This is a genomic window from Bifidobacterium sp. ESL0704, from assembly GCF_029392075.1.
Classification (GTDB): domain Bacteria; phylum Actinomycetota; class Actinomycetes; order Actinomycetales; family Bifidobacteriaceae; genus Bifidobacterium.
Window position 1 is genome coordinate 2310023 of record NZ_CP113929.1, and the last position, 18008, is coordinate 2328030.

An 18008-nucleotide genomic window follows, 5' to 3' on the forward strand; every position below is an offset into this window, starting at 1 on the left:
CGTCAAGAAACCGTTACTTGCCGTTCTTTTCATCGGCAAGCTTTGCCTTGGCCTCCTTGAGACGTTCGGCTTCGGCCTCCTTGCGGGCGGCAAGATCGGCTTCAAAACGCGCCAGTTCTTCGTCGACGGCCTCTTTCGGAATCTTCTGGAAGATAGGCGAGGGCTTCGGAATCGTGGTACCTACGATCAACGGCTCGCTGCGCCACGGATGAACCGTGCGTCCAAGCTCATAGTCTCCGGTGATGATCGGATAGGTGAAACCGGGCTTATCGAGATCCTCGACCTCCTCGATATGCGGCAACGGCGAGAACGTGCCCACGCCGCCGAGCGCCTCCCAGACCTTCTGCGCGGCCTGCGGCAGGAACGGGGCGAGCAGGTGGTTCGCATCCGAGACCGCCTGCGCACACGTATGCAGCACAGTGCCGAGACGCTTCGGGTCGTCTTTGATCTTCCAAGGCTCGACCGCGGAGATGTACTTGTTGATGTCGCCGACGACTTTCATCGCCTCGTTCAGGGCGTTCTTCTGGTGGTGATGCTCGATGAGCCCGCCGACCGTATCGAAAGCGGTGGCCGTCTCCTCGAGCAGAGCACGGTCCTCGGCCGTCATGGAATCCTCGTCAAGCACCGGAATCTCGCCGAAGTTCTTGTACATAAGGTTGGCGACACGGTTGACCAGGTTACCCCAGCTGGCGGCAAGCTCCTCGTTGTTGTGACGCACGAACTCCGACCAGGTGAAATCGGCGTCGGAAGTCTCGGGGCCGGCCACGGAAATGTAGTAGCGGACGGCGTCAACCGGGTACCGCGCCAGAATATCCTTGACATAGATGACGATGCCGCGCGACGAGCTGAACTTCTTGCCCTCCATGGTCATGAACTCGCTGGCCACGACCTGCTCGGGCATGTTGAGTTTGCCGAACTCGCCCGGCTCGCCGCCCTTGGAACCCTCGCCGTTGTAGGCGAGCATCTCGGAAGGCCAGATCTGGGAATGGAAGGTGATGTTGTCTTTGCCCATGAAGTAATAGGCCGGAGACTTCGGATCGTTCCACCATTTCTTCCATGCGTCAGGCTCACCCTTGCGGCGGGCCCATTCGATGGAGGCGGACAAGTAGCCGATGACTGCATCGAACCAGACGTAGAGCTTCTTGTTGGGGTTGTCGATCCAGCCGTCGACCGGCACGGGGATGCCCCAGTCGATGTCGCGGGTGATGGCACGCGGCTTGACTTCCTTGAAGAGGCCCAGCGAGAAGTTGATGACGTTGGTACGCCAGCCCTTGCGGGTCTTGAGCCACGCCAGATTCGCCTCGGCGAGCGCCGGCAGGTCGAGGAAGAAGTGCTCGGTCTCCTTGAATTCCGGCTTTTCGCCGTTGATCTTGGAGACGGGGTTGATCAGTTCATCCGGATCGAGTTCGTTGCCGCAGTTGTCGCACTGGTCGCCGCGAGCGCCGTCCGCCCCGCAGATCGGGCAGGTGCCCTCGATGTAGCGGTCGGGCAGGGTACGGCCGGTGGAAGGCGAGATAGCGACCTTCTGCGTACCTTTATATATGTATCCGTTTTTCAGGCACTGCTTGAACAACTCCTGGACGACGTGCTCGTGGTTGCCCGTCGTGGTGCGGGTAAAGAGGTCGTAGCTTAAGCCCAGATCGCAGAGATCCTTGGCGATGACGCGGTTGTAGCGGTTGGCCAGCTCCTGCGGGCTCACCCCCTCCTTGTCCGCCTCGACCAGAATCGGGGTTCCGTGCTCGTCGGTGCCGGAAACCATCAGGACATCATTGCCCTTCATACGTTCGTAACGCGCGTATACGTCGGAAGGCACGCCGAAACCGGCAACGTGGCCGATATGGCGTGGACCGTTCGCATACGGCCATGCAACGTTTACCAAAATATGAGTCATAACTACTGATTATTGGGCCCAGCGGGGACAGCGAGGGGCTTTCGCCTTCAAGCAAGCCAACAGATTCGAGGCGATAAGCGGAACTGAAGCACTTGTTGACCGTGTCATCCACAATTGCGCCAATGCGACAGCCAGCTGTCCACATGTCCACCTTTTACCTGTTTTGTGTTGCAGGTCATACCATGTCATACCTATATTGCCAACCATGAACACTGCAACCATAGACGCACAGCGCACAGAGCACCCTTACTTCCGCAAACCGACAGACCGGGGTGGAGCGCTCGGCACCGGGCATCCGCCGCCGAGCGCCCGAGCAGATGCTGGCCGGCACAAAAGCACCGGCAGGCCGGGCATCCTCGGCCGGAAGCAACGCAAGCCGGCAAATCCGAAACTAGGCAAAGGCAGAAGCGAACGTTTCGAGCCAAACGTGCCAGACCTCGCTGCCCGCGGCACGATGGAGCGTCCCGGCAACATCGCCACCAGCACCGCGCCGCCCATTAACCGCACCGCGCCGCCCATTAACCACACCACGCCACCCAACCGCAGCACGCCCATGCTCATGAGCAATCGCGACCTGCCGGGCCCGTTAAGCATGAACCGGCTTGACGATTTCGGCGCCCTGCACCGTCTCGATGACATCAGCGCCTATCTCGCCGAATACTCGGACACGCTTTTCGGCAGAGGGATCATCATGACCAAAGTCGTGCCGAGCCACGCCATCGCCTGCAGCCGCAGTGCCCTGTGGGTATGGATGGGCGGCGGTTTCCCCGATGTCATCGACATCATCTCCGGATCGCACTTCCGCTCGATGGCCTATGGCCGTCCGATCAAAACATACGATCGCTGCGTCCCCGAAGGGCACATGAGCACCATCGCGGGCCTGAAAGTGACCTCGCCGACCAGAACGGCATGCGACATCGCGCTGATGAGCGGCGCCACCATACCGGGCAAACGTCGCTCGGAACTGATCTGCGCGATTATGCGGGAATACCATATCTCTCCAGCCGCTTGCCTCACGATCCTCGAAAAGAACCATTTCTGGCCGAATGTGCCGCAAGCCCGTCGGTTCTTCAAAGCCGTCCAATACTGTTTTTAGAATCCGCTCGTCGTCAATAGACAGATTGACGATTAAGCCCTACAAGAGAATAAAAAAGGTGAAGAGCTATCATGGTGTAATCGGCGTTCACGCTCACAGGCGATTTGAAACGCGCATCGAGAGGACAGATTTGCCATGTCATCACCGAATAAGCAGAACCGGAACCGCAGTGCGGCGAATGCGGAACGTGCCTCACACGGGGTCCATCCGATACAAAGCGTCAAACAGGTGATGCACATAGGAGCAGGCTCGCCGCAAGGCAAAACCGACAAGCCAACGATGCAGAAGGTCCATGTTCGCCGTCGCTTCCTGCGTGCCAAAGACATCACCGTCGTCGAGGAAAAGACGCTGAAGCAGGCCATCGCCGGCACCGTGGTCGGCAACTTCATGGAATGGTATGATTTCGGCATCTACGGCTACCTGGCGGTAACGATGGCCAGCGTCTTCACCAGCGGGCTGCCGAAAAGCATGAGCCTGATCGTGATGCTGCTCGGCTTTGCGGTGAGCTTCCTCGTCCGGCCTCTCGGCGGCATCATTCTCGGCCCGCTCGGCGACCGCGTGGGTCGGCAGAAGGTGCTGTTCCTGACCATGGGCATGATGGTGGTCTCCACCGCGCTTATCGGCATCCTGCCTACCAGCCATCAGATCGGAGCCTGGGCCATTGTGCCGCTCTATGCGCTGCAGATGGTGCAGGGCTTCTCGACCGGCGGCGAATACTCCGGGGCGACCACCTACATCTCGGAATTCTCACCCGATCGCAAACGTGGCTTCTACAGCGCCTGGCTCGACATGGGCTCCTACATCGGCTCGGCGTTCGGCGCGGCTATGGTGGCCATCACCACCATCGTGGCCGAACACGGCTGGGGCGCGGACGCGATGGTCAACGGCGGCTGGCGCATCCCCTACTTGCTGACCATCCCGCTGGGCATTCTAGCCATGGCATTGCGTACCCATATCCCCGAAACCCCGCAGTTCGCGGCGCATCAGGAACGCCAGGAAGAGGAACAGGCCGAACTCTCGCACGAGGCCCGCGAAGCCGCGTGGAGGCAGGAATCACCTTGGGACCGCCCCGGCACCATGCTTTACGTCATCAAGCGCCACTGGCGCCGTTTGCTCATCGCCGTCGCCATCGTCGCAGCCACCAACACCGCCGGTTACGTGCTCACCAGCTACATGCCGACCTACCTGCGTGAAGAAGTCGGCACCACGCCCACCATGGCCGCCGCTGCGACCGTGCCGGTACTCATCATCATGGCCCTGTGCCTGCCGCTGATCGGCCACCTTTCCGACATCATCGGCCGCAAACCCATCTATGCCATCGCCGTGATCTCAACGTTCGTCCTGATCTACCCGGCTTTCCAGCTGCTGCATCACGGCACGTTCTGGGCCATCCAGGGAGCTTTGGCGATGATCGCCATCCCCGTGGCCTTCTACGCCGGAGTCTCGGCGAGTACGCTGCCGGCGCTGTTCCCGACCGAATCGCGCTTCTCCGGCATGGGACTTTCCTATAACTTCGCGGTCTCGCTTTTCGGCGGCACCACGCCGCTGGTCTCTCAGGCGTTGATCACTTTGACCGGCAATCACGACATGCCTGGTTTCTATATCATGTTCTTCGCCATTTTCAGCGGCATCGCCTGCATCGTGATGCGCGAATCCTCGGCTTCGCCGCTGCCCGGATCCATGCCGACGGTAGGTAGCGAAGAAGAGGCACGCGAGTTGGTGCTGACCCAGGAGCAGAACCCGAAGATCGACACTTCGACCATGCCGATGCCTATGATCACTGTGGAGATTCCGGTCGGTCAGACCCTCCCCCAGCGCCCGGAAAACATTAAATTCACGCCGAAGAAATCATCAACCCCGGAGTCAACCTCGAAGCAAGACGATCGATAAAACACAAAGAGCACAACGAAGGCGCATAGACAAGCTCGGCATCCCGAAGCAGGCCAGTCGGCAGGATGCCCAGGAGCGCAATACCGATATGCCTATCGATGAAAGCCGAAGGTAAATTCGTACACACCAAGGCACGCTCACCAAGCCCGAACCGCCTAGTCAGCGCTTGAAGAGAGTCTGCCTCCTGCGTGGAACCGCCCCGGCCGGCACCCATCGAATGGCATGAGACATTACGGAAGGCCTATCTCACCTGCACGCGGGACGCCCGGTAACTTGGGGACGAGCCGCATGCAGGATCGGCCAGGTGCAGGATCGGCCAGGTGCAGGATCGGCCAATGTGGGACTGGGCGCGTACAGGACCGGCCAGGTGCCACTACATATATATAGGTGTGCCCGGAAAGCCAATATAGACTTTCCGGGCACACCCAGAATTCAGGACCGTCAACCGACGCTCGTGATTCGCCACCACTCCGCGTTCACAGCGGGCAGGAACGGCTCACCAACACCGGTCGGCGACCGAACGCACTCACGCGCTCAGCTTGCGGCGGGTCACGATCAGCAGGCTGGTCGCACCGGCCAGCGCCACGACCACGAGCAGCGCCAGCACCACACCAGCACCACCAGTCAACGGCAGCTGAGAGACCGAGTTCACGTTCTTGACCAAGATTGCACCTTTATCAGTGCTCATCGCCACATCGGTCAACGTTGGTTGTGCGTCAATCAGACCGAACACGGCGTCCTTGGTGTTGGTGTAGGCATCCGTGGCCGGCGTGGTGGCGTTGCCCTTCAACGTCACAACCGTGGACGGAAGGAACGTGCTCGAGAAACCGGGAGCTGCCTTCACTTCAGTGACGGTATAGTCGCCTTCCTTCAGCCCGTCGACGCGCAGTTCACCAGGGTGCTGCGCCTTATCATCACCACTGTGAGTACTCGGAGCAGAGGCCTCCGAATGGACCGCAAGATTTTCGACTGCATCCTCGGAATCTTGCTTGGCAGCCTTCTTGTATGAGCCGTCATCCAGCTTGTTGAACTTCACGACCTTTTTGGTGGCATTGTCGGTCACCTTGAACTCGGCACCAGCCAAGCCAGTGCTGTCGGCCTTCTTCAAGTTGATCAGATCAAAGTGACGGAAGTAGATGGTAGCGCTGGTGTCGCCACTGTCGCTGCCATCATTGCTGATGGAGCCATTGGAGCATTTTGTCGTATCAGTGGCAGTGGCGCAGTCGGTAACCTCACCCTTGCCGTCGCCGTCGGTACCAATTACCGCCTTATCTGTGCTGGGCTGCTTGCTGCTGTCGTTGGAATAGCCGAGCTTCACGCCGTTCTTCAGAGTGCCGCCCTGCGCATTATCATTGACCTTCATTGAATAAGTGATGACGATAGCATCCTGATACTTCAGGCTGCGGATAGACGGGGAAAGATCGAAGACCACATACTTGATACTGCCGTCGGCGTACGTCTGCGAGGTATCAACCGTGTAATCCGTGCCCTTCGTCAACTTCGTGCCACCGACGGTGACTATAGCATCGTTATTGTAATCCAAGCCAGTCTGTGAAGGCTGATCGATCATGGTGAAAATATAGTGTTTGAAACCAGTGGTCAGCGGCACCGCGCTGGTGAGCTTGTAGTGCAGCGTGCCACCAATCGACGGATCATTGTTGGTGCCATCGAGCACCTTCTTGACTGTCGGCGAATCGCTCTTCATATTGACTTGATTCAGAGCCAGGTCACCAAGCTTGTTGTAAACGACCGTATCGTTACCATTCTTGATGGTGATACCAGTGCTGACCAGCATCGGAATGGATGCCTTGCGAGACGTACCGACAGCGGCCGACGAGAAATCGGAAGTCACATCCTCGACGATGTACATGCCAGGGTGGGAGACAGAAAGCGTGGCGGTCTTGTTGTCCTCAGCAACAGTGGAGTTAGAGGCACCGATCTCGCTCTTGAAGGTGGCGTTGTCGCTGAGCTCGGTGACGAAGGTACGCAGGTTGCCATCGTAGCCATGCTTGCTTGGATCTACTGCCGTGGCAGTGTTCGATGTGGTATCATCACCGGACGTTCCATAGCCGAGCCACTTCGAAGCGACCTCGCCCACCGGGTTGTCCACGTACGCCGAGTCCTCAGCAGTCGAAACGCCGATGGCAGTCTTCGCATCAGTCAAAGCCTGCTTCGCAGCGGCCTTCAGTGTGCTGGTAGTACCAACGGACACGCTCGAAAGCGTTCCGGTATCGGCATCACCCGATGCGTTCTGGTAGTCACCGATCTTCACCGCGGCGAACTTATGACCCTTCAGCTTGGCCTCAGGAGAATTGACGGTGATGGTCTCGCTCTGAGCCTTGCTCAAGTCAATGGTGTCATTGGCTGCGTTTGCCACACCCAGCGGTGCCAATGCCAGCAAAGTAGCCGCTGACACTGCTACTCCCGCAAGCGTGCGTATGTTGAATTTTGTCATGGGAGTACCTCTCTCTTTCCCTATTGTTGTTTGATTGTGACAAATTTTTGATATGTTGCCGGGCATGCATCCGCCGCCTCACGACGACAGACGCTTCCCGGAAAATTTACCTTCGTCGAATGCTATGTCGAGCCTTGTCGCCTCGTCTGACGGCATGCAGGGGCCGGCCTTCAGCCAAGCCGATTCGATAGCGCTTCAACAGTTCGTACCCGCCGACCGTGACCACGATCATGGCCAATGCCAGCAGCCACACACCCCAAGGACGGTTACCGGTGAACGGCAACTTCTCAAGCGGCGGGGCCGGAATCACGGTCATGCTCTCCAGCGCAGACTGGTTGGTCAGAGTGCCATCGGCATCCACCTCTTGCGCCTGCACGGTCACCTTGCCTTTCGGAGTGCCGGGCTGCAGCGGAACTGACCAATTACCATTGGCATCGGCCGTGGTCGAAGTTTTTGCGCCTGCCGGCGTACCCTCAGGCCAGGTGATGGTAATCTTCGCGCCTGCTGCAACAGATTTCAGCGCCGGTCCGGTCGGTGAGACCACACCGCTAAGCCCGTGGTTGTTGGCGGTTTTCAGCCCAGCCTTGGGAGCGTAAAAGTCAACGGCCGAAGTCTTTTCACTGTTGATCTCGTCCCCCTCGCTATTGGCAGTGACGGCGGTGAAAGTGAACTCACAGCCCTTCTTGCCATTCGGGGTATGACCAACAAACCATGAGGTCGGCACCTGACACGTCCACTCGGTACCCGTCAGCTTGCCGGTGCCAGCGTCCGTCGTGCTCTTGGCCACGTTGGTCTGCGCACAGACCGTCAACTCATCGTTCGACGTCGGCGCAGCCCGACCAGTTGCCTGTTTCGAACGAACGACGGCGGCAACGGAGCGTACAGACCCTGAAGTCTTCGTCTTACCTGCCTTCGTGGAGCTCAGCGCTTGCGCCGACCCCTTGTCGACATGCTGGGCGTAAAGCTTCATCGACGAGCCACCCTCGTTCGAGTACACCTTGCCGGAAACGGTGACCTGCGGATCGGTGCCCTCGAGTTTGCCGTTGACCGTATACGGAGCCACGACCTTGTCGACGCTCGGCGCCGGATCCAACGGCATCTTGAACTGCACCAAAGAAACCGGCGAGAAGAAGGATGACAACTCCATACGCATACCATTCATCTGTGTTGTCATATCCGTCTGATAGGCGTGGTAACGCCGCAAACGTTCAGTCGGCTGCGTAGCATCGACCGTGTCATCTGCGTCAGTGGCCTGTATCGACCACTTGCCGTCATCGCCTACCCTAGCCTTGCCAACCAGATGACCTGTGTTCTCGTAATCGTCAGTCGTGCCTTTGACGATGATGTTCTTCTTACTGCCGTCCGAATAGTTACCAGGCGAATTGGGAACATCCTCGTACAAGGAAATCCACTGGCCAGGCGTGCCGGTGCCTTTGATAGTGGGCTGGCTTGCACCGGAACGGGCGATGGCCTTGTTGTCACCAAGAGCGAACTGACTATCACCGCTTGCCATATCGGAGAAGGCAATGTCGGAGTTATCTTCGTTATCGGCAGAGACACTAGTAATCGTCGGCACCTTCGGACGGGAGACGTCGTACTTATAGAACGCCGTGTTGTTGACCCAGCCCTTGTCCATCTGAGCCTGCGCCACGTCCGGATGATTATTAGCCATATCGAGGGTAATGCCCGGGTTGTTTGTGTCCGCGTTGGTCGCACACCCATTGGCATCGACGTTCGGCCAACTGACCAGCCTGAAGTAGCCGTCACCCGGGTCTTCGGCCTTCGCTTTCTTGAAGTCGATGGAGCCATCCGCGTTCTGTGCCGGCTGCATGGGACCGCCAGCCTGGTTCGTGCCTTCGGTCGGACGATAGTAAAGATTGTCCTCATGTTTGCCTGCATTGTTCTCGTTGTAGGCAAAAGGATCGTCGTTGTCGAGCCTATAGGCACTGCTGGTACCACCATCGGACCTCTCTGAGGCGGCACCAGCGCCAGTAACCAGCCGCGCGCCGTCACCGGTTAATGAGGTTACCGGCACCCACTTGGTGTTGTCCTTGAGCTCCATCCATTCGTACCAATACGACTTATACCGATGACATGTGTCGATTCGAGAAGCGTTCCTCTGGTTGTCATACCAACTAAGGACAAATGAGTTCGGTGGAGCTACTCCCTCATCGGTTCCGTTCGGGTGATCCGAGGGACTATAAGTTGAATGCGTCGCGCCACCTTTTCTATCTTGGTCATGATTGCCTCTGCTGTCATCCAAATTACTGTAGAAGCTACCGCCAAGGCCGTAGTCAGACACAAGGCCCCAATTCGATTGATTGCCACTCCACAGATATGGCGGCTGATTGTTATAGCTCATAAAGAGGTTAGGCTGATCACAACCTTTGGTCCAATCACCATTCGACCCGTCACAATACGGGAACAGCTGCACATGATAACCCGCCATGATGTTAGTCGTCAGGCCGTAATGGCTTTGATACCAATCCAAGTCCCCGCGTCCATTGATTTTATAGTTAGCGGAATCAATCGCTGCATGTCCTACCATCACCCAGACCTGGGCGGCATCAGTCGTGCGGCCATTGGCCTCAGTATCTTTCCACCAACCGTCTGACCTGTCATCCGGATAGTTGACATCCGCTACGAACGACACGGTGACATAGTCGTAGAGACCAGAATGAACGATCTTGTGGATTGTGTAGTACTCGTGTTGGTTGGCCGCCCACTGATTTGCACCTAATTTGCCATCAGCGGTAGCCGCATACTTGACAGCTCCACCATGCTCATAGACCTCACCCAATCCATTTCCGTTAATCTGGTTATCGACGAAATTGTATACAAAGCGCAGACCCGTATCACCAGACCATGAGCCTGTCTGAATCACGTGACCGTCCTTTTCGGTCGACACCTCACCATGGGCCACGCGTATCACCGCGTCAATACGAATCTCATCGATATCGGTGTTGATCTTGTCGTTGTACGAAAGCATCTGGAAGAGGTGCGGCGTCCGGTCAGCCCCATTGGGAGCTGTCTTATCGTAAGAGTCACGCCACTTAGTGTCGCGGGTATTGGCATCGCGGGCGTCCACAGCGGAATCAGCCTGGGCGTCATCGGCAGAAGCCGACGAGAGGACATACCCTCCGCCCAGCACCGTCATGACTGCGACGAATACTGCCAATACCAATCTCACCACACCACGATTCCGCAAAACAATCACGCTCCATACCGGCGTGCCAATCCACCAAACGGTGTGAGATGACACACATCATCGTCCTACATCAAACGATACTAATTCCAAATATCCGAACCTGCACGCAATCCTAAAGAGAACTGCATCACAATCCGTGCATGACGAATATAACACTTTCCCCCGAATAAGTGAAATACAGAAAATCGTTTTACTTAGCGATCTTCCATCACGAAACTCCGCTGATACGATACTCCCGATAGTGATGCAAATCATGACAAAGTATAACAATTACAATCATTTTCTGTACTTAAGCAGACACCTCAATTCGTATTGCAAAATTAAAAAAATAGAAAAATAATTTTTCTCTATCTGCGTAATTCATATGATGTGCGTCACAAAATTTCAGCTATCCAGACGCCGCTTGTCCGCCTCAAGCTCACACTCACGATAACGACGCCTCCTCGCGCCTACGCATCTTCCTCGAAAGGCACCATCGCCCTTCAACGGTCTGGCGTCAACGCCATATAGCGCTTGCCTGTGCAACCACCGACAAGCGCATACCTCGACATGGAAACCGGCTACAGCCGCATCTGACGCCTGATACGCGGGGGACGCGGGCCCTCGGCCGCATGCCGAATCTTCCACGGCTTACGATGCGAGAACCGCACCGCTGGCAGCCCCAGCAGCAGACCTGCCACGGCAACGAGAATGCCATAGAGCATGCCGTCGCCCTTGGCATTGTCCGGCTCAGGAATCGGTTCAGGAATCGGCTGCCTGGTTCCGGTGACGATCAGACGCTCCGTGTTGACCCCATAAGGCGTGCAGGTCATCAACGTGACCAGATCGCGGCCCGGAACCACCTTGTAAAGATGGGTGTCGCTCGGCTTGATGACATGGATGCCGACCACGCGGTAGCCCATGGTACGGTTCAAGGTCTGCACGTAGAAAATGTCGCCTTGCTTCAGCTCGTCCAAGCGGGTAAAGAGCAGTGCGCTCGACAAACCGGTGTGCCCGCTCAGCACGGCGTTGGTCGAAGGGCCTCCCACCGGCAGGCTCGTGCCGTAAAGATGGCCCGCGCCATGGAGCAGGACTTCATCGGAGGTGCCATGGTAGATCGGCATCTTCACCGAAATCTTGGGAATGCGGATGACACCCATCACCCCGGTGCCGTCATTCAACAGCGACTGGTATTCGGTGTCCTTTTCGCTCAGCGGTTTCGCCTTGGCGCCGCCTTTGTCGAAGGGATCGGTGTACTCCCCCAGCTGGGCCTGGCCAGATTCGAAAATACGGCGGTTGTAGGACTGGGCGCGATGGTACTCGCTGGCGACCTTGCCCTGCGGCCAGCGCGAGATGCGATCGATCGAGTTCTGCACGGCGGCGTTCTCCCGATACATGTCGATCGTCCAGCGTGCGGGGAACCAGCAAATCGACACGATAAGGGCCACCAGAAAAATCGCGATAAGCGCGTCGACGATATAAATGGCTACCTGCCGACGATGGCTGATACGCCCGCTGTTATCGTTGATAATCGTCTCGAACGTAAGATCATCAAGCTCCACGCTGCATCTCCATATCCCTAGCCGTCACCAGACACCACAATGTAATGCCGACACTTGAACGAACATACCACCAAAGCTACCGGAAATCGAATGCGGTCACCCTATGCGAGCTTCGTCGCTGCGCCAAGCAGCCAGCAGGGAGAAACCATTCCCCATGGCGGCTTCTGCCGCGGGCGGGCAGCCTCAATGCCATACAATCCGCCAGAGCCAGAGCCGCTGCGTGTTCATATCGAGGTCTCAACGTGCCCCGGGCTGCGTTGACGGCGAGCTCCAGCATCACGTCGCAACACGCCGATTCGTCCCGTTGCGCCATAGACCATCCCCGGTTTCTCCGGAACCGTAAAAGTCTTGGTATCCCTATGTGCGTATCGATATGCCGGAGAGCCTTCGGATCATCCTGCACCGTTTCCGGCACAACGAGAAACCCCGTCTGCCCCGGAACGCCGAAGCGCGTCGGAAGCAGACGGGGTGATCACGGTTCCACGGACCATGCTCAATGACCGAGCAACCATGCCAAAGACACGGCCGGCCGCAGAGGCGCTAATCCACCAACTCGGAGAACTGGCTGTTGTAGAGGTCGGCGTAGAAACCGCCGGCAGCCAACAACTCGCCGTGGGTACCGCGCTCGACGATGTCGCCGTGGTTCATCACCAGGATCATGTCCGCGTCCTTGATGGTCGAGAGGCGGTGCGCAATCACGAAGCTCGTGCGGCCCACCGTCAGCGCGTCCATCGCCTGCTGAATCAGCTCCTCGGTGCGGGTGTCGACCGACGAGGTGGCCTCGTCCAAGATCAGGATTGGCGCGTCCTGCACCATCGCGCGGGCGATGGTCAGCAACTGGCGCTGGCCGGCCGAAAGCGAGGTGTTGTCGTCGAGGACGGTGTCGTAGCCCTGCGGCAGCGAGCGCACGTAATGATCGAGCCCGACGGCCTTGCACGCCTGCTCGATCTGCTCATCGGTGACGCCTTTCTTGGCATAGGCGACATTTTCGCGCACGGTGCCATGGAAGACCCACGTGTCCTGCAACACCATCGAGAACTGCTCGTGTACGTTGGCTCGCGGCACGGTGGAGGTGTCGATGCCGTCGATGGTCATGGAGCCGCCGTCGATGTCGTAGAAGCGCATCAGCAGATTGACCATGGTGGATTTGCCGGCCCCGGTCGGGCCGACGATGGCGACTTTCTGGCCCGCCTTCACCGACGCAGAGAAGTCGTGAATAATCGTCTTGCCGGGCTCGTAGCCGAAGTTGACATCCTTGAATTCGACGTCGCCACGCACACGCGCGGGCTTGCCGGTCTTCGGGTCGCGGCCGAGCAACGCGGGCTTCTTGCTCTCGTCGCTCATCTCGGGCTCCTCGAGGAAGCCGAAGACGCGCTCGGATGCGGCGGCGCAACGCTGCAGGTTCTGGAAGGCCTGTGCGAACTGCGAAAGCGGCTGGGTGAAGAGACGGACGTACATCATGAAGGCCACGATGACGCCGAACTCGATCTTGCCGTCGATGGCGAGCGCCCCGCCCACAATGCAGACCGCGCCGAAGCTCAGGTTGCCGATCATGTTCATCATCGGGCCCATCAGGCCGGAGAGGAACTGGCTCTTCCACGCGGAATCGTAGAGGTCGTTGTTGTACTTCTCGAAGCGGCGGATGGAGTCGGCCTCACCGTTGTAGGCCTTGACGACGGTGTGGCCGGCGTACATCTCCTCGACATGGCCGTTAACCTCGCCGAGCGCGAGTTGCTGCTGGGCGAAGTACTTCTGCGAGTATTTCATGATGAGCATCATCACCACGATGCCCAGAATCGAGACCACGATGGCGCAGACGGTCATGATGACGTTGTTGTAGAACATCATCGCCAGCGAGCCGACGAAAAGCGTGACCGAGGTGATCAGCATGCCCAGCGACTGGCCCAGGGTCTGGCCGATGGCGTCGACGTCGTTGGTGATGCGCGAGAGCACGTCGCCATAGCTGGTCTTGTCGAAATACTTGAGCGGCAGCTTGTTGATCTTGTCGGAAATCGAGCGGCGCAGGCTCTGGCCGACGCGCTGGGTGACCGTGGCCATCATCCACTGCTGGACGTAGCCCAGCACCGCGTACCCCGCGTACAGACCGACCAGCAGCCACGCGATGCGCGTGACCTCGCCCATGTCGACCGCGCCCATCACCGGCTTGCCGTGCACCATGGCGGGCAGTCCCTTGGCGATGGCGTTGGTCATGTTCTTCAGCTGGTCAGGCCCGATGATCTGGCAGATAGTGCCGGCGGCACCCAGCACAAGCGCGACGACGATAGCGGGCACGTACTTCTTGCAGTACCGCACCAGCTTGGCCATCACTCCGCCGAAATCGGCCGGCTTCTCGACCGGTCCCCTCATTCTTGGCATTTGTTCACTACTTTCGTTTTCAAATTCCTACGTTGATTATGATTTCAGTATCTGCGTGCAGCTGCTGCGTGCGGATTCATTCATTCCTCCGCTGCCGAAGTGGGTCTACGACATGGGTTTGTAGCTTTTCGACGAACCCCGGCTACAAACCCAGCATCAAGGCCCGCTTAAACATGGGTTTGTAGCTTTCGTACGAATAAAAGCTACAAAACCTGCATCTGCACCTTCCTCAACATGGGTTTGTAGCTTTCCGACGGACTTTAGCTACAAAACCTGTTCCTGCACATTCCTCACGTGAATCGGCACCGTGCCTGACGCACGATGAGCACCGTTCACGCAGCCAGCTCGTCGGGACTCAGCTGGGACTCGGCGATCTGCTGGTAGACCTCGCAGGTGGCGAGCAGCTCCTTGTGCGTGCCGAGGCCGACGACCTTGCCATCATCGAGCACGACGATCTGGTCGGCGTCCATGATGGTGCCGACGCGCTGGGCAACGATGAGCTTGGTCGCGTCGGCCGCGTGCTCCTTCAGGGCGTCGCGCACCGCACGGTCGGTCTTGAAATCGAGCGCGCTGAACGAGTCATCGAAGACCATGATCTCGGGGTGGCGGTAGACGGCGCGGGCGATGGAAAGCCGCTGCTTCTGGCCGCCGGAGACGTTGGAGCCGCCTTGCGCAATCGGCGCATCGTAGCCGCCTTCCATGCGGTCGACGAACTCGCCGGCCTGCGCCACCTCACTGGCGGCGCGGACATCGGCTTTTTGCTCGGCGCTCAGCTCGTCGCGCTGGCTTTCACCGGCAATCAACTCCAATTCGCGCTTGCGCCCAGCCGCGGTTGAGGTGTCGGCCACCTCGACGGTTTCGGCATCTCCGGGCTGGTCGCCGTAGCTGACGTTGGACGCCACAGTGCCCTTGAACATCACCGATTGCTGTGGCACGTAACCGATCTTGTCGCGCAGCGCCTTGATGTCGTAATCACGGACGTTGACGCCGTCGATCAACACCTCGCCCTCGGTGGTGTCATAGAAGCGCGGCACGAGATTGACCAGCGTGGATTTGCCCGAACCGGTGGAGCCGATGAAGGCAACGGTCTGGCCACGGCGGGCGGTGAAGCTGACGCCGCGCAGCATCTCGTCGCGGGTGTCCGGGTAGGCGAAGCCGACGTTGCGGAACTCGACGGTGCCGGTCTCGCCGGGTTTGCCCTCGCGCACGGAACCAGACTTGACGGAAGGCTCGGTGTCCAACACCTCCATGACGCGCTGGGCGGAGACGTCGGCGCGCGGCCACAGTACGAAGACCATGCTTAGGAGCAGGAACGCCATGATGACCTGCATCGCGTAGCTGGAAAAGACGACCATATTCGAAAAATCGGTAAGCTTGTCGGCCGGCAGCGCGGCGTCCTTGATGAGGTAGGCGCCGATCCAGTAAATCGCCAGGCCCAGCCCGTTCATCACGCTGGACATGACCGGAATCATCGCGGCCATCGCGCGGGTGGTGAACAGTTGCGTGCGGGTCAGGTCGTCATTGACGCGGGCGAACTTGGCCTCCTGATAGTCCTCGGCGTTATAGGCGCGGACGACGCGCAGGCCGGTCAGGTTCTCGCGGGCGACGGCGTTGATATTGTCGGTCAGGCGCTGCATCGAGCGGAACTTCGGCATGACCAGAGTCATGATGATGACGACGAACACCAGCATCGCGACGGTGGCGATCCCTGTGGCGAGCGTCCATTGGAAGCCCTTACCTGCGATCTTGCACACCGCCCAGACCGCCATGATCGGAGCGCGGAAGACCAACAGGACTCCCATCGTGATGAACATCTGGATCTGCGTGATGTCGTTGGTGGAACGGGTGATGAGCGAGGCCGTGGAGAATCTGCTCATCTCGGCCGGCCCGAAGGACTCGACCTTACGGAACTCGAGCGAGCGCAGGCGTTGGCTGAACGAGGCGCCGACGCGGGCCATGAAGTAGCCGACGGCGATGGCGCAGACGACCGAGCCCAGCGAGACGAGCAGCATCTTGCCGCCCTCTTTGAAGATGTCAGCCATCTTGCTGCCCGGCGTCTCGACCAGCGCCGTGACCCGTGACATGTAGTCCGGCAGTTTCAGGTCGAAAAAGACCTGGCCGGCAATGAAGGCAAGGCTGAGCAGCATCTGACCGATCTCCGTTTTGGAGAGGTATTTGCTGATACGAAGCATGGATCCCCTTTCATACTTCTTTGGAATAGCCAACGAATTTATTGACTACCCATAGATTACTTACAGTGTTAGATATTTGATTATCTGCGCGGTACATTACACGCAATCTTTACCTTTGATGCGAATTTCGCCACGCGCTTGCACGCGCGTACTGCTCCAGCTCGCACCCGTCGCGAGTTGATGCGGAAACCTTGCTTCACGCCTTCGCGCCAGCCGAATCCGGCTCATCTTTACGGGCTGCGCTCACACTTTCGCCACCCGAGTCGAGCCATGCCCGATGACGCTGCTCCCAGTCCGCAAACGCCTGCGAAACCTCGGCGGCGCTGGGACGATCCTCGCCAGGCTTGCACACCGTAAGGTAGACGATAAATTCCTCGGCCAGATTCACGAACTCACGAGCCCTGCGCTCACCCATCTGCGAAAAGATCCAGCAGACGGCCGAGTCGATCTTCCCCTGGTCGCCGGCGGCCTGTTCGCGGCCGGCATCGGTCAAGGAGACCAATACATTGCGCCGGTCCTTCGCGTCGATCTCACGCGAAACGAGCCCCTTCGACTCCAAAGCCTTAAGCAGCGCGGAGATGCGGCCGGAACTGGCATGGAGCGCAACGGCAAGCTGGGTGGGCGTAGCGGTACCGTGCCGCAACAACTGGCGCAACACGAACGGCTCGCCCCGGTTCGAACGGTCCAGCTCGTTCCACAACACTGATTTGCTGTTCGCCGCGCTCCAGTTGAGGTCGCGCAACGCCTCCTGCTCAAAACCCATCATTCACTCCGTTACTCTTCTTCGATGGCATTAATCCTAACACCGATGAATAGTTTGCACTAGAAGCTTTCGCGGATACAGGAACATCTACCGAAAAACGGATTCGCATTCTTTGCCCCCTCCACGAAACCGACAACCGCACAAACAAAAACTTCCCGCCTCAAGGGACGAACCCAAGAGACGGGAAGACTAAAGTCTAAATTTTTAAATCCCGAACAGAACCCTATCAGGCCTTTGCAACCGGACGAAGATCAGCATGATGACGCTTGAGATACTCACCGACCGCCTCACGAATGAGTACAGAAGGACGAACCTCTTCATCCGCCGCTCCCGAAAGAACCCAATCAGCGAGCTCCGACGTCGCACGAACGCACCAAGTACGCTCTTGAAGCTGACGAACCCCATGCTGTGCCTTAACCGCCTTAGCCATTTCCTACCTCCATTATTATGAATAAAACTTGTGTTACCGATAGCCTAACTGTAACACATTTTCGGTAAACCGAAACAGTTACACACCGATTGTGAGCCAACTATCATCACACAAACCCCGTTGGTGCAAGTTCCCTAAACACCAACAATATTCAAGGTAATACAGC

Annotated in this window: 10 protein-coding genes; 2 read left to right on the forward strand and 8 right to left on the reverse strand. The window is 58.2% G+C overall.

Annotation, left to right across the window (positions count from 1 at the left end; all coding sequences use genetic code 11):
• Positions 1 to 13 precede the first annotated feature (13 nt).
• Complete coding sequence (gene metG / locus OZX64_RS08525) at positions 14 to 1891, reverse strand: methionine--tRNA ligase (protein WP_277172729.1); 1878 nt, start codon at positions 1889 to 1891, stop codon at positions 14 to 16.
• Positions 1892 to 2096: 205 nt separating this feature from the next.
• Between metG and OZX64_RS08530 the strand changes: the two genes are divergently transcribed.
• On the forward strand, positions 2097 to 2987 hold the full coding sequence (locus OZX64_RS08530) for a hypothetical protein (protein WP_277172732.1): 891 nt from the start codon (positions 2097 to 2099) through the stop codon (positions 2985 to 2987).
• 135 nt (positions 2988 to 3122) lie between these two features.
• Positions 3123 to 4877: an MFS transporter gene (locus OZX64_RS08535; RefSeq protein ID WP_277172736.1), complete on the forward strand. Its 1755-nt coding sequence runs from the start codon at positions 3123 to 3125 to the stop codon at positions 4875 to 4877.
• A gap of 526 nt (positions 4878 to 5403) precedes the next feature.
• Here OZX64_RS08535 and OZX64_RS08540 read toward each other — a convergent pair.
• From OZX64_RS08540 to OZX64_RS08570, 7 genes are all read right to left on the reverse strand, one after another.
• Positions 5404 to 7332, reverse strand: coding sequence for an isopeptide-forming domain-containing fimbrial protein (locus OZX64_RS08540; protein ID WP_277172739.1), 1929 nt, complete (start codon positions 7330 to 7332; stop codon positions 5404 to 5406).
• Between the two features lie 106 nt (positions 7333 to 7438).
• Positions 7439 to 10522, reverse strand: coding sequence for a hypothetical protein (locus tag OZX64_RS08545; protein ID WP_277172742.1), 3084 nt, complete (start codon positions 10520 to 10522; stop codon positions 7439 to 7441).
• Positions 10523 to 11100: 578 nt separating this feature from the next.
• Positions 11101 to 12081 (reverse strand): class C sortase, encoded by a 981-nt coding sequence (locus tag OZX64_RS08550; RefSeq protein ID WP_277172745.1) that lies wholly within the window; start codon positions 12079 to 12081, stop codon positions 11101 to 11103.
• Positions 12082 to 12621: 540 nt separating this feature from the next.
• Complete coding sequence (locus OZX64_RS08555; RefSeq protein ID WP_277172748.1) at positions 12622 to 14457, reverse strand: ABC transporter ATP-binding protein; 1836 nt, start codon at positions 14455 to 14457, stop codon at positions 12622 to 12624.
• 332 nt (positions 14458 to 14789) lie between these two features.
• Positions 14790 to 16649, reverse strand: coding sequence for an ABC transporter ATP-binding protein (locus OZX64_RS08560; RefSeq protein ID WP_277172750.1), 1860 nt, complete (start codon positions 16647 to 16649; stop codon positions 14790 to 14792).
• A 196-nt stretch (positions 16650 to 16845) separates the two neighbouring features.
• Positions 16846 to 17412, reverse strand: a complete 567-nt coding sequence (locus tag OZX64_RS08565) for a MarR family transcriptional regulator (protein WP_277175035.1) — start codon at positions 17410 to 17412, stop codon at positions 16846 to 16848.
• Positions 17413 to 17638: 226 nt separating this feature from the next.
• Positions 17639 to 17842 carry a hypothetical protein gene (locus OZX64_RS08570; protein ID WP_277146035.1) on the reverse strand — a complete coding sequence of 68 codons (204 nt, stop codon included), beginning with the start codon at positions 17840 to 17842 and terminating at the stop codon, positions 17639 to 17641.
• Positions 17843 to 18008 lie beyond the last annotated feature (166 nt).